The organism is Brevundimonas faecalis (genome assembly GCF_040549405.1).
In the GTDB taxonomy this organism is placed as follows: Bacteria; Pseudomonadota; Alphaproteobacteria; order Caulobacterales; family Caulobacteraceae; genus Brevundimonas; species Brevundimonas faecalis.
Window position 1 is genome coordinate 284174 of the sequence record NZ_JBEPTF010000003.1, and the last position, 12882, is coordinate 297055.

A 12882-nucleotide genomic window follows, 5' to 3' on the forward strand; every position below is an offset into this window, starting at 1 on the left:
CCTCGTGCCTCACATTCTGAGCATCGTCACCTTCCTGCCGCTGGTCGGCGCCGGCCTGCTGCTTCTGGCCAGCATGCTGAACAAGGGCGGTCAGGACGCCGCGGCTCCGGCCGCGCGCTGGATCGCGCTTGGCGCCACGCTCGTGGTGCTGGCCGTGTCGGTCCTGCTTGTCGCCCAGTTCGATCCTTCGAACCCGGCCTATCAGTTCGTTGAAAACTACGTCTGGTTCGCCGGCGCCGGTTATCACCTGGGCGTGGACGGGATCTCGATCCTGTTCGTCCTGCTGACCGCCTTCCTGATGCCGATCTGCATCGTGGCCAGCTGGAAATCGATCGAGACGCGCGTCGTCGAATACATGATCGCCTTCCTGGTGCTGGAGACCCTGGTCATCGGCGTCTTCACGTCGCTGGACCTGTTCCTCTTCTACATCTTCTTCGAAGGCACCCTGGTGCCGATGTTCCTGATCATCGGCATCTGGGGCGGGGCGAACCGGATCTACGCCTCCTACAAGTTCTTCCTCTACACCCTGCTGGGGTCGGTGCTGATGCTGCTGGCCATGCTGTGGATGGCCCATGAGACGGGCACCACCAGCATCCCCGAGCTGAAGAAGTACGCCTTCGACCCAGCCGTTCAGCCGATCCTGTGGCTGGCCTTCTTCGCCTCGTTCGCAGTGAAGATGCCGATGTGGCCGGTCCACACCTGGCTGCCCGACGCCCACGTTCAGGCCCCGACGGCCGGTTCGGTCATCCTGGCCGGCATCCTGCTGAAGCTGGGCGGTTACGGCTTCATCCTGTTCAACCTGCCGATGTTCCCGCAGGCGTCGCAGATGTTCACGCCCCTGGTCTTCACCCTGTCGGTGATCGCCGTGGTCTACACCTCGCTGGTCGCCTTCCGTCAGACGGACATCAAGAAGCTGATCGCCTATTCGTCGGTCGCACATATGGGCTTCGTGACCATGGGCATCTTCGCCGGCAACGACACCGGCGTGCAGGGCGCCGTCTTCCAGATGCTGAGCCACGGCCTGATCTCGGGCGCGCTCTTCCTCTGTGTCGGCGTGGTCTATGACCGGATGCACACGCGTGAGATCGCCTTCTACGGCGGCCTGACGGCGCGCATGCCTTGGTATGCGGCCATCTTCCTGATGTTCACCATGGCCAACGTCGGCCTGCCGGGCACTTCGGGCTTCATCGGCGAAGTCCTGACCATGACCGGCGCCTACAAGGTCTCGACCTGGACGGCCCTGATCGCGGCCTCGGGCGTCATCTTCTCGGCGGTCTACGCCCTGACGCTGTTCCGCAACGTCATGTACGGCGAGATCAAGAACCCGGCGCTGCAGACCATCACGGACATCGACAAGCGCGAACTGCTGATCTTCGTCCCGCTGATCGTCGGCACCATCTGGCTGGGCCTCTATCCCAACGCCGTCCTCGACTACACCGGGCCAAGCGTTGAGGCCCTGACGACCGCCTATCGCGCAGCCATCGGCGGGTGAGAGCATAATGACTGATCTGTCTTCCGCCCTGAACCTCGCCGCCCCGGAGCTGACCCTTGCGGTCGGCGGGCTGGTGCTGCTCATGCTCGGCGCCTTCACCGGCGAGAAGTCGACGCGCCTGATCTCGGGCCTGTCGATCCTGCTGCTGGCCGCCGCCTCGGTGCTGGCCGCGGTCGGCCCGCTGGGCACGGCCTTCAACGGCGCCTATGTGGCCGACCCGCTGGCCGTCTACGGCAAGGTCGCCATCTTCCTGTCGGCGGCGGTCGCCATCGTTCTGGGCGACGGCTGGATCCATCGCAACGGCATCGCCAAGTTCGAATTCCCCGTCCTGATCGTGCTGGCCTCGGTCGGCATGTCGATGATGGCTTCGTCAGGCGATCTGATCTCGCTCTACATCGGCATCGAGATGCACTCGCTGGCCCTCTATGTGCTGGCCGCCTATCACCGCGACAATCTGAAGGCTTCGGAAGCCGGCCTGAAGTATTTCGTCCTGGGCGCCCTGTCGTCGGGTCTGCTGCTCTACGGCGCCAGCCTGATCTACGGTTTCGCCGGCTCGATGCGCTTCGTCGACATCGCCGCCTTCGCCACGGCAAACCCGGGTCCGGGCCTGATCTTCGGTCTGGTCTTCCTGATCTGCGGCCTGGCGTTCAAGGTTTCGGCCGCGCCGTTCCACATGTGGACGCCCGACGTCTATGAAGGCGCTCCGACCCCGGTCGTGGCCCTGTTCGCCACGGCGCCCAAGATTGCGGCCATGGTCCTGATCATCCGCGTCCTGGTCGAAGGCTTCGGCGTCGCCCACGGCCAATGGGCCCAGGTCATCATCCTGATCTCTCTGATCAGCTTTGCCGTCGGTTCGTTCGGCGGTCTGATGCAGAAGGACATCCAGCGCCTGCTGGCCTATTCCTCGATCATCAACATCGGCTACGCCCTGCTGGGCGTGGCGGCGGGCACCCAGGCGGGCGTTCAGGCCACCCTGATGTTCATGACGCTGTACGTCATCGACCAGTTCGGCTTCTTCGCCGTCCTGCTGTCGCTGAGCCGCAACGGTCGTCCGATCCGCAAGATCGCTGATCTGGCCGGCCTGAAGAAGGATCGCCCGTTGACGGCGGTGGCCCTGACCATCCTGTCGCTGTCGGCCGTCGGCATCCCGCCGATGTCAGGCTTCTGGGGCAAGTTCTTCGTCTTCGGCGCCGCCGCCGACGCGGGCTACTGGATGGCCGGCGCCGCCGGTCTGGTCGCTTCGGTCGTGGCCGGCTTCTACTACCTGCGCATCATCAAGGTGATGTGGTTCGACGCGCCTGAAACCGATGTCGCCACCGACAAGTCGCCGCTGGAAGCCAAGTGGATCGCCCTCGCGGCCGCCGCCTTCTGCTTCCCGCTGGTGATCGTCGCCCTGACCTGGCTGGAGCCGCTGACCCGCGCCGCCGCCTCCGGCGTCGGGGTCGGGTAAGGGTCTTTGGCCGCGCCGGTCCTGATCCTCGAGGAAACCGACTCCACCAACGCCGAGGCGCGACGCCGCGCCGAGGCGGGCGAGGTCGGACCGCTATGGATCACGGCGCGGCGCCAGACGGCCGGTCGCGGCCGTCGCGGACGCAGGTGGGAGAGCGAGAGCGACAACCTCGCCTCCACCCTGCTGCTGCTGACGCGGAAATCGCCGGCCGAGGCGGCCCAACTGACCTTCGCCGCCTCCCTGGCCGTGGCCGACCTGCTGGATCGCTATGTCCCGCCGGCCCTGGTCACGATCAAATGGCCCAATGACGTCCTGCTGGACGGGCGCAAGACCTCCGGCATCCTGATCGAGTCCGGTCCGGCGCCGTCGGGCGGCCTGTGGCTGGCGGTCGGCATCGGCGTGAACCTGAGCCAGACGCCCGGCGAGACCGAACGTCCCGCCACCTGCATCGCCGAACACCTGAACCAGGGCGTGATCGCGCCTCCCTCCGTAGATGGGGCGGCCCAGGCCCTGGCCGAGACCTTCGGCGTCTGGCTGGATCGCTGGACGACGCTGGGCTTCCAGCCCATTCTGGACGCCTGGACCGCGCGGACGCCGGGTCTGCACGGCCCCTGCACCGCGCGGCTGACAAATGAAACCCTGACCGGCGTGGCGGACGGGGTGGAGGCCGACGGTTCCCTGCGCTTGAAACTGCCGGACGGATCGCTGCGTGTGATCTCCGCCGGCGATGTCTTTTTCGGAGAGGCCGCCTGATGCTGCTGGCGATCGAGCAAGGCAACACCAACACCCTGTTCGCCGTCCACGACGGCGCTGACTGGATCTTCCAGTGGCGCACGGCGACCGATCCGATGCGGACGGCGGATGAGTACGCTGTCTGGCTGCACCAATTGTTCGAGATGCGCGGGCAGGGCATGACCATGGCCGACATGGACGGCTGCATTATCTCCAGCGTGGTGCCGCAGTCGATCTTCAACCTGCGCAACCTGGCGCGACGCTATCTGAGCGTCGAACCCCTGGTGATCGGCGAGAACGTCGAACTGGGCATCGAGGTGCGCATTCCCAAACCCAGCGAAGCCGGTGCCGACCGTCTGGTGAACGCCATCGGCGCCCTGCAGGTCTATGAGGGCGACCTGCTGTTGATCGACAGCGGCACAGCCACCACCTTCGACGTGGTTTCGGGCGCCGACGAACGGGGCCCGGGCGCATTCGAGGGCGGGCTGATCGCGCCGGGAATCAACCTGTCGCTGCAGGCCCTGCATGAGGCGGCGGCCAAGCTGCCGCGCATCGCCATCCAGCGTCCGCCCGTGGTGATCGGGCGCGACACCGTGACCTCCATGCAATCCGGCGTCTTCTGGGGCTATATCGCCCTGATCGAGGGCCTGGTGGACCGCATCAAGACCGAGTGGGGCAAGCCCATGACGGTCGTCGGCACCGGCGGCGTCGCCTCGCTGTTTGAAGGCGCCACAAATTCAATCGACCGGTTCGATCCGGACCTGACCATCCGCGGCCTACTCGAAATCTGGCGGCGGAACTCCCATCTCTGAGACCTATGACCAAAAATAATCAAAACGACGAACTCGTCTTCCTGCCCCTGGGCGGCTCGAACGAGGTCGGAATGAACCTCAACGCCTACGGCTTCGGCCCGGCGCACGACCGCAAGTGGATCATCGTCGATGTCGGCGTGACCTTCGGCGATCCGTCCACCCCGGGCGTGGACGTCATCGTGCCCGATCCGACCTTCCTGGAAGGCGAGAACATCCTGGGCATCGTGCTGACGCACGCGCACGAGGACCATATCGGCGCCCTAGGCTGGCTGTGGCCGCGCATCAAGGCGCCGCTGTACGCCACGCCCTTCACCGCCTTCCTGATCCGCGAGAAGCTGCGCGACGCCAACATCCTCGATGATGTCGAGCTGAACGAGATCCCGCTGGGCGGCGACCTGAACCTGGGTCCGTTCGACGTGACATTCGTCACCATCACCCACTCGATCGCCGAGCCAAACGGCCTGGCCATCAAGACCCCGCTGGGTACGGTCCTGCACACCGGCGACTGGAAGATCGACAACGATCCGGTCGTGGGCGAGCGTACCGACGTCGAGACCATCCAGCGCCTCGGCGACGAGGGCGTGCTGGCCATGGTCTGCGACAGCACCAACGTCTTCGTCGACGGCGTGGCCGGTTCCGAGGGCGACGTGAAGGTGGCCCTTGCCGCCCTGATCAAGGACCTGAAGGGGCGCGTCGCCGTGGGCTGCTTCGCCTCCAACGTCGCGCGTATGGACAGCGTGATCCGCGCCGCCGAGGCCGCCGGTCGCCGCGTGGCCCTGGCTGGGCGCTCGATGCACCGCATCACCGCCGCCGCCAAGTCGGTCGGTATGCTGAGCGACGTCAAACCCTTCCTGAGCGAGCAGGATGCCCGCGTCTGGCCCGAGGACGAGATCCTGTATCTCTGCACCGGCAGCCAGGGCGAGGTTCGCGCGGCCCTGTCGCGCGTGGCCGAGGGCACCCATCCGTTCATCAAGCTGGGCAAGGGCGACCACTGCATCTTCTCGTCGCGGGTCATCCCCGGCAACGAGCTGTCGATCGGCCGCCTGCAGGACAAGATGGCCGACCGGGGGGTGCGCCTCTACACCGAGAAGGACCATCCCGGCATCCACGTCTCGGGCCATCCGTGCCGTGACGAACTGCGCCAGATGTACAACTGGGCGCGCCCGCAGATCGCGGTGCCGACCCACGGCATGCGTCGTCACCTGATGGAACACGCCAATCTGGCCAAGGACATGCAGGTTCCGGAAACCGTGACGCCGCGCAACGGCGACATGGTGCGCCTGGCGCCCGGACCCGCGGCCATCATCGACGAAGTGCCGTCGGGCCGCCTGTTCGTCGACGGCGGCATGCTGGTGGAGGAGGCGGGCGAGGCCCTGCGCGAGCGCAAGCATGCGGCGTCGAACGGCGTCCTGATCGTCAGCTTCGCCATGGACAAGCGCGGCAAGATCGTCAGCGACATCGACGTGCGCGGCATCGGCCTGCCGGGGGATGAGGATCGTCCGCTGGGCGATGTTCTGGACGATCTGGCCGAACGGGCCGAAAACGCCGTGCGCAACCTCAAGGGTGAGGCGCTTGAGGACGAAATGGTCATTGAACAGGCCGTCAGCCGCGCCTTGAAGAAGGCCAGCCAGCAGGTCTGGGATCGCCGCCCCATCGTCGAAACCGTGATCCTGAGGCTCTGATGGCCGACCGCCTCTATCTGCTGAAGCCCGACTGGCACGACGACCAGGGCGGCCCCTGGTTCTGCCCGCCGGGGGCGCGGATCGAGGGCGTTCTGGGCCTCTATCCGCGTCTGCGCGATCATCTGACCATCGCCTATCTGGACCACCCGCGCCCGCGCGCGGCCGTCGTGGCGGAAGTAGGGGAGGCGAACCAGAGCTGCCCCCTGCTGGTGCTGGACGGCGAGTTCGACTGGCCCGAGGCCCAGGTCAGCGAAGAGACCGGCGCCCGCTTCCTTCAGGACGACGCCATTCTGCCCTACTGGGCGGCCCGCTACGGCATCGGGCGGCCGCATCCGTAAGCTTTTTCCTCCCCATTTCGTGGGGAGGGGGACCACGAAGGGGTGGAGGGGGCGGCTCGAAGTTTGCCGTTGCGTCGCCCCCTCGGTCTCGACGGCTGCGCCGCCGATCCACCTCCCCATGAAATGGGGAGAAAGGGTGAGTTCACCCGCCCAGCGTGACCTTCCGATAGTTGTCCTTGTCCAGAGCCCCGATCTCGACCGAGATCTGGGCCGGGCCGTCATACGGCTTCACTCCCGCCAGCAGGGTCGCCTGCACCGCCTCGCCCAGGGCCGTCTTCTGTTCCTGGGTGCGGCCGGTCAGGATGCGAAGGTCGCAGTGGACCATGGCCTGGGCCGGGTCGCCGTCGGCGATGATCAGGTCGTCGCAGCGCACGATCCGCGTCTTGCACGCCTGGGTCGTCGCTCCGACCAGATCCACGCACAGGCGATGAATCTCCACCGCCAGGGCGCGCCAATCGGTCCCGTCGAAATGGGGGGAGTGTTCCAGGGTGATCTGTGGCATGAGAGCGTCCTTGTTGCGTGTCCCGCTTTAGCCCGCTGACGGCGGCGTCGAAAGGCGGGAGCGCGCGAACCGACGAAGACTGGACCCCCGCCCATGCCTCTTGGCCCCTTCACCCTCGTGGCCCTGTATCTGACCTCATGGTGGATCGTGCTCTTCATGATCCTGCCGCTGGGCTCGTCGAAGCAGGTGGAGACGCCGCCGACCGACGGCAGCCAGTGGGGCGCGCCGGCCAATCCGCAGTTGAAGAAGAAGTTCATCACCACGACCTGGGTCTCGGCCATCGTCTGGGTCTTCATCGTCCTGCTGGTCTGGCAGGGGTGGATGCCTCTGCCGGACTTCTCGCGCGGTCCTGCGCTCTAGCTTTCGCCCCATTCGCCCGGTTAAACCTCGGGCCAGACTGATTTTGCAGAGATTCCCGCCATGCGCCTGTCGCGCTACTTCCTGCCCACCCTGAAAGAAGCCCCCTCCGACGCCCAGATCGTGTCGCATCAGCTGATGCTGCGCGCGGGCATGATCAAGCAGGAGGCCGCCGGCATCTACGCCTGGCTGCCGTTGGGCCTGCGGGTGCTGCGCAAGATCGAGCACATCGTCCGCGAGGAGCAGGTCAAGGCGGGCGCCGTCGAGCTGCTGATGCCGACCCTGCAACTGGCCGACCTGTGGCGCGAGAGCGGCCGCTATGACGCCTATGGCCCGGAGATGCTGCGCATCACCGACCGCCATGAGCGCGAACTGCTGTACGGACCGACCAACGAGGAGATGATCACCGACGTCTTCCGTGCCTATGTGAAGAGCTACAAGGCCATGCCGCTGAACCTCTTCCACATCCAGTGGAAGTTCCGCGACGAGCGCCGTCCGCGCTTCGGCGTCATGCGCGGCCGCGAGTTCCTGATGAAGGACGCCTATTCCTTCGACGTGGACGAGGCCTCGGCTCGCATCGCCTACAAGCGCATGTTCGCCGCCTATCTGAACACCTTCTCGCGCCTGGGCCTGAAGGCCGTGCCGATGCGCGCCGACACCGGCCCGATCGGCGGCGACCTGAGCCACGAGTTCATCGTCCTGGCTGAAACGGGTGAGAGCGAGGTCTTCTGCGACCGCAAGCTGGTCGAGATGGCAGCGCCGGGTCACGACCTCAGCATCGAGCAGCTGGAAGGCGTGTTCAACGAGCGCACGGCCCTCTATGCCGCGACCGAGGAAATGCACGACGCAGCCCAGTTCGAGGCCCAGACCGCCGAGGGCGACCGTCTGTCGGCGCGCGGCATCGAGGTCGGCCACATCTTCTACTTCGGCACGAAATACTCGGTCCCGATGAAGGCCAATGTCCAAGGTCCGGACGGCAAGGAAGCCCCGGTCCACATGGGCAGCTACGGCGTCGGCGTGTCGCGTCTGATGGGCGCCATCATCGAGGCCAGCCACGACGCCGGCGGCATCATCTGGCCGGACTCGGTCGCGCCGTTCGACGTGGTGGTGATCAACCTGCGCGCTGGCGACGAGGCCGTCTCGGCCGCCTGTGAAGAGGCCGTGGCCAGGCTGGAAGCCCAGGGCAAGGACGTCCTCTACGACGACACGGACGAGCGTCCTGGCGGCAAGTTCGCCACCGCCGACCTGATCGGCGTGCCGTGGCAACTGACCATCGGGCCCAAGGGTCTGGCCGACGGCGTGGTTGAATTGAAGCGCCGCGCCACCGGCGAGAAGCTGAGCCTGTCGCTGGACGCCGCCCTGGAGCTGCTGACGAAATGACCGACGCCGCGACGGCTTCCGCCCGGCCGCCCGCCAAGCCCGCCGGTCCTTTCTCCGCCTGGGAGATCGGACTGGCGCTTCGCTACCTTCGCGCCAAGCGCAAGGAGGGCGGGGTCGCCCTGATCGCCGTCATCAGCTTCATCGGCATCATGCTGGCCGTGGCGGTGCTGATCAGCGTGATGAGCATCATGGCGGGCTTCCGCAGCGAGCTGCTGGGGCGGATGCTGTCGTTCAACGGCCATATGTACGTCCAAGGACCTGTGCTGAACTCGCCCGACCGCGAAGGGGCGCTGAAGCGGATCGGCGATGTGCCCGGCGTGGTGTCGGTTACGCCCCTGACGGAATCCCCCGCCATGTTCCGTGCGGGCGGTCAGATGACCGGCGGCATCGTACGCGGCGTGCGGCCCCAGGATCTGGCCTCGACCAGGTTCGTCTACGACAGCCTGCCCGCGGAAGCGCGGGCCGCCTTCGGCAAGGGCGAGTATGGCGGCGACAAGATTCTGATCGGCAAGGCTCTGGCCGATCAGATGGGCCTGACGGTGGGCAGCCCCATCTCCATCTATTCTCCGACGGGCGCCGACAGCGCTTTCGGCAACTTGGGCGGTCTGGAAAAGACCTATGTGGTCGGCGGCGTGTTCAGCTCGGGCACGGCCGACTACGATCGCGCCTTCATCTTCATGCCGTTAGAACAGGCCCAACTCTTCTTCGGCAAGGAGGGGGTCTGGGACGTCATCGAGATGAAGGTGGCCGAACCGGATCAGATCGAGAAGATGCTGACGCCGGTGCAGGACGCCGCCGGTCCCGGCAGCATCGTCACCGACTGGCGCGTTCGTCTGGCCGCCTTCTGGGGCGCGCTGAAGGTCGAGCGCGTGGCCATGAGCATCATTCTGGGCCTGGTCGTCGCCATCGCGGCCATGAACATCATCAGCGGTATCGTCATGCTGGTGAAGAACAAGACCCGGGACATCGCCATCCTGCGGACCGTGGGGGCCAGTCCGTCGTCGATCCTGCGCATCTTCTTCATGTCGGGTGCGGCCATCGGCATCGGCGGCACCATCGCCGGTCTGATCCTGGGTCTGCTGTTCTGCCTGAACATCGGCGCGATCCAGCACTTCCTCGAGGCCCTGCTGGGGGTCCAACTGTTCAACGCCGACGTCTACATGCTGGACGCCATCCCGGCCCTGGTCGATCCGTGGGATGTGACCTGGGTGGCGCTCTTCTCCTTCTTCATGAGCTGCCTGGCCAGCCTGCCGCCGTCGTGGAACGCGTCGCGGATCGACCCGGTGGAGGCCCTGCGCTTTGAATAGTTCGTTGAAGAGCGTGGCTCCGACGCTGCGCCTGCGCGGCATCATTCGCACCTATCCGACCGCCTCGGGCGGGCTGACGGTGCTGAAGGGCGTCGACCTGGACATCATGCCGGGCGAGGTCGTGGGCCTGATCGGACCTTCCGGTTCGGGCAAGTCGTCGCTGCTGCACGCCGCTGGCCTGTTGGAACGGCCGACCAATGGCCAGGTCATGATCGACGGCGAGGACGTCGGCGGCCTGGATGAACGGGCGCGCACGCGCCTGCGCCTGTCGCGCATCGGCTTCGTCTATCAATTCCATCACCTGCTGCCGGAGTTCGACGCGCGGGACAATGTAGCCCTGCCGATGCGCATCGCCGGTCATTCCGAGGCCGAGGCGCGTCGTCGGGCGGAGGCCCTGCTGACCAGTCTGGGTCTTGGCGAGCGCTTTACCCATCAGCCGGCCCAGTTGTCGGGTGGAGAGCAGCAGCGCGTCGCCATCGCCCGTTCCCTGGCCAATAATCCGCGGCTGCTACTGGCGGACGAACCGACCGGCAATCTGGACCCCGCCAATAGTCACGCCGTCTTCGATTCCCTGCGCGAGCTGGCCAAGACCACGGGCGTCGCCGCCCTGATCGCCACCCACAACATGGAGTTGGCGGGGCATATGGATCGGGTCTTCGCCCTGAAGGACGGCCATCTGGAAGAACGGGCGGCCGAGAGCCAAGCCTACTGAAGTCAGGCCTCGGCGCGCGTCTTGATGATGTTCAGGACGTTGCGATGGAAGTCGCCCAGGAAGACGCCGCCCCACCAGGCGGCGTAGCCGTTCATCGGCGTGCGGATCCAGTAGCGCGTGGTGAGAATCAGGTCGGATCCACCGTCCGCCGTCGGCTCGATGCGATACCGGCCTTCTTCCAGGCGCAGGTAGTCGCTGTCGACCGTCAGATGCTCGTCCAGGATCAGGCGCGAGGCTTGCGCTCCGATATGGAAGGTCCAAGCGAGTTCATGCTCGGGCTTCCAGGTCGTGACATGTTCCTCGAAGCGAACCCCCTTGGCCCATTCCAGGCTGCGGACCGCGCCCGCGCCCTGGCCGATCATGTGGGCGTCCCTGGGCCGTGGCACGCCAACCAGATCATGCGTGAAGTTCCAGCTTGCTCGCCGTCGGTGATGGTGCGGATGTCGGTGACATTGGCCCAGACTTCGGCGGGCGGCGCGTCGATATGGATGCGGCTGATCACCTCGCGCGTCTGGGCCTCTGGCGGGCGATCGGCTTCGATAGGGACGCCGATCAAGGGCAGGGCCAGCAGGCCCAGGCACAGAACCCGGCCGGCGCGCGCCTTCATGACCTGGCCGGCGATCAGGCCTGCGATCAGGCCCGAGCCATAGAAGATGGGCGCCGCCATCACCAGGCAGACCGACCCCTCCCGCAGCACCACGCCAGCCGCGACCAGCATGACGGTGACGGTGAGGGCCGACACGCTGAGATGAGATCCAGTCCCTTTCGCTCCCTTGGGGTCGGACACATAGACGCTGATGATACAGGCCATGACCGGCGCGCCCAGCAGGAAGCCGATGAGCAACATGCCAGAGTCGGGCGCCTGTATGCGCGTCCAGGCGTAGATGGTCAGGGCGTAGACCAGACCAAATCCCAGGGCGGCGAGCCAGGTCGCCTTTCGGGATGACGCATGCGGCGGCGCGATGGGCGACAGGTCAGGCTTTTCGCTTGTCATGCGGTCAGTATTGCAACGCCGGGGCCGGACGCGCCATGGCGATGGCGCGGTTCGCGACCGATGGCCGCGTCGGAGGGGCGGAGCCTATCGTCGTCATCTGCGTTGAGCGGGAGAGGGGACGACAGTCGCGCCCCGGCACGAGGTCGCCGTATCCATTCCTTGAACCAGAGACCTGAGGCAGATCGCATTCTTGGCGTCCGCCCATCCGATTATCGGTCGCCCATGGCGGGCGCGGGATCAATTGCGTGGGACTACGAGGTTTTGCCTCGGCGCGGCTACGGTATCATCGACTCATGATGAGTGAAGACAGGGTCTCAGTCAGGGCGGTGTCCTTGGAGCGGGGGACGGCGCGGCCGGTCGGTGAAATCGCGGTCATCGACGATGATCGGGCCCTTCTGGAACTGACCCTCATGGCGGTGCGCGACAGCGGCTATCGCGCCATCGGCTTCTCGGATCCGCTGGACGCCCTGATGTGGGCTTCCGACGCCGACCCGACCTGCATCGTGGCTGATCTGAAGATGCCGGGCGTCGAAGGACTGGACCTGGTCGCGGCCTTCTGCGCCCTGAACCGTCACGCGGTCATCATCGTCAGCGCCTTCGTCGACGTGCGCATGACGGTGGACGCCATGCGCCTGGGCGTCGACAACGTCCTGCCCAAACCGACGACGGGCGAAAGTCTGATCCGCGCCATCGAACAGGGCGCGGCGGCGTTGCAGGTCGCGCCGCCCCGAGAGGAACTGACCTTCACCCGGCGCGAAAGCCAGGTGGCGGAAATGCTGGTGGGCGGCATGACCACCAAGCAGATCGCCCAGTCCCTGTCCCTCAGTCCGCGCACGGTGGAGTTCTTCCGCGCCAGCCTGCTGCGCAAGACCCAGTCGCCCAATTCCGCCGCCCTGGCCTCGGCCCTTACGCGAATCGGCTTCCGTGCCTCGTGATCTTGACGAGAACAAAAAGGCAACATAGAACAAATGGGCAACCTTTGAACTGGGGATAAGCTCATGTCGCGTTGGGTGAGGGATCTGCTGTCGCTTGCGTCGTGCGGCGGCTTCGTCTGGATGATCTGGCAGGCGTCCTTTCTGGTGACGTGATCATCGGACAGACTCCCTGCATGATCAGCGCCCGGT

General features: G+C 66.1%; 14 protein-coding genes. 11 read left to right on the forward strand and 3 right to left on the reverse strand.

Annotation, left to right across the window (positions count from 1 at the left end):
- The first annotated feature begins 4 nt into the window (after positions 1-4).
- The 6 genes from ABIE19_RS12310 to ABIE19_RS12335 are packed head-to-tail and all read left to right on the forward strand — an operon-like array spanning position 5 to position 6506.
- Complete coding sequence (locus tag ABIE19_RS12310) at positions 5-1492, forward strand: NADH-quinone oxidoreductase subunit M (RefSeq protein ID WP_354089483.1); 1488 nt, start codon at positions 5-7, stop codon at positions 1490-1492.
- Positions 1493-1499: 7 nt separating this feature from the next.
- Entirely contained in the window at positions 1500-2942 is a 1443-nt protein-coding gene (gene nuoN / locus ABIE19_RS12315; RefSeq protein WP_354089484.1) for an NADH-quinone oxidoreductase subunit NuoN, read from the forward strand.
- Positions 2943-2948: 6 nt separating this feature from the next.
- A complete protein-coding gene (locus ABIE19_RS12320; RefSeq protein WP_354089485.1) occupies positions 2949-3695 on the forward strand; it encodes a biotin--[acetyl-CoA-carboxylase] ligase in 747 nt (248 codons plus the stop codon).
- Positions 3692-4486 carry a type III pantothenate kinase gene (locus ABIE19_RS12325; protein ID WP_354089695.1) on the forward strand — a complete coding sequence of 265 codons (795 nt, stop codon included), beginning with the start codon at positions 3692-3694 and terminating at the stop codon, positions 4484-4486. The genes ABIE19_RS12320 and ABIE19_RS12325 overlap by 4 nt, the downstream gene beginning before the upstream one ends.
- A gap of 5 nt (positions 4487-4491) precedes the next feature.
- On the forward strand, positions 4492-6168 hold the full coding sequence (locus ABIE19_RS12330) for a ribonuclease J (protein WP_354089486.1): 1677 nt from the start codon (positions 4492-4494) through the stop codon (positions 6166-6168).
- Complete coding sequence (locus ABIE19_RS12335; RefSeq protein WP_354089487.1) at positions 6168-6506, forward strand: DUF3088 family protein; 339 nt, start codon at positions 6168-6170, stop codon at positions 6504-6506. Before ABIE19_RS12330 ends, ABIE19_RS12335 begins: the two co-directional genes overlap by 1 nt.
- A gap of 142 nt (positions 6507-6648) precedes the next feature.
- Here the strand turns inward: ABIE19_RS12335 and ABIE19_RS12340 are convergent, their stop codons facing one another.
- On the reverse strand, positions 6649-7008 hold the full coding sequence (locus ABIE19_RS12340) for a 5-carboxymethyl-2-hydroxymuconate Delta-isomerase (RefSeq protein WP_354089488.1): 360 nt from the start codon (positions 7006-7008) through the stop codon (positions 6649-6651).
- Between the two features lie 93 nt (positions 7009-7101).
- Here ABIE19_RS12340 and ABIE19_RS12345 point away from each other — a divergent pair, with 93 nt between their 5' ends.
- Genes ABIE19_RS12345 through ABIE19_RS12360 form a run of 4 tightly spaced genes read left to right on the forward strand, consistent with a single transcriptional unit; the run spans position 7102 to position 10764 of the window.
- Positions 7102-7368, forward strand: a complete 267-nt coding sequence (locus ABIE19_RS12345; RefSeq protein WP_354089489.1) for a DUF1467 family protein — start codon at positions 7102-7104, stop codon at positions 7366-7368.
- A 60-nt stretch (positions 7369-7428) separates the two neighbouring features.
- Complete coding sequence (gene proS / locus ABIE19_RS12350) at positions 7429-8745, forward strand: proline--tRNA ligase (protein WP_354089490.1); 1317 nt, start codon at positions 7429-7431, stop codon at positions 8743-8745.
- Positions 8742-10052 (forward strand): lipoprotein-releasing ABC transporter permease subunit, encoded by a 1311-nt coding sequence (locus ABIE19_RS12355; protein WP_354089491.1) that lies wholly within the window; start codon positions 8742-8744, stop codon positions 10050-10052. The genes proS and ABIE19_RS12355 overlap by 4 nt, the downstream gene beginning before the upstream one ends.
- Before the next feature lie 13 nt (positions 10053-10065).
- On the forward strand, positions 10066-10764 hold the full coding sequence (locus ABIE19_RS12360) for an ABC transporter ATP-binding protein (protein WP_354089492.1): 699 nt from the start codon (positions 10066-10068) through the stop codon (positions 10762-10764).
- Between the two features lie 2 nt (positions 10765-10766).
- On the opposite strand, the gene ABIE19_RS12365 is transcribed toward ABIE19_RS12360, so the two are convergent.
- Complete coding sequence (locus tag ABIE19_RS12365; protein ID WP_354089493.1) at positions 10767-11126, reverse strand: SRPBCC family protein; 360 nt, start codon at positions 11124-11126, stop codon at positions 10767-10769.
- Positions 11123-11758, reverse strand: a complete 636-nt coding sequence (locus ABIE19_RS12370) for a hypothetical protein (protein ID WP_354089494.1) — start codon at positions 11756-11758, stop codon at positions 11123-11125. The genes ABIE19_RS12365 and ABIE19_RS12370 overlap by 4 nt, the downstream gene beginning before the upstream one ends.
- A 332-nt stretch (positions 11759-12090) precedes the next feature.
- On the opposite strand from ABIE19_RS12370, the gene ABIE19_RS12375 reads away from it, so the two are divergent.
- The gene (locus tag ABIE19_RS12375; protein ID WP_354089495.1) at positions 12091-12693 is read left to right on the forward strand and encodes a response regulator transcription factor; all 603 of its coding nucleotides are present in this window, start codon (positions 12091-12093) and stop codon (positions 12691-12693) included.
- The last annotated feature ends 189 nt before the right edge of the window (positions 12694-12882 follow it).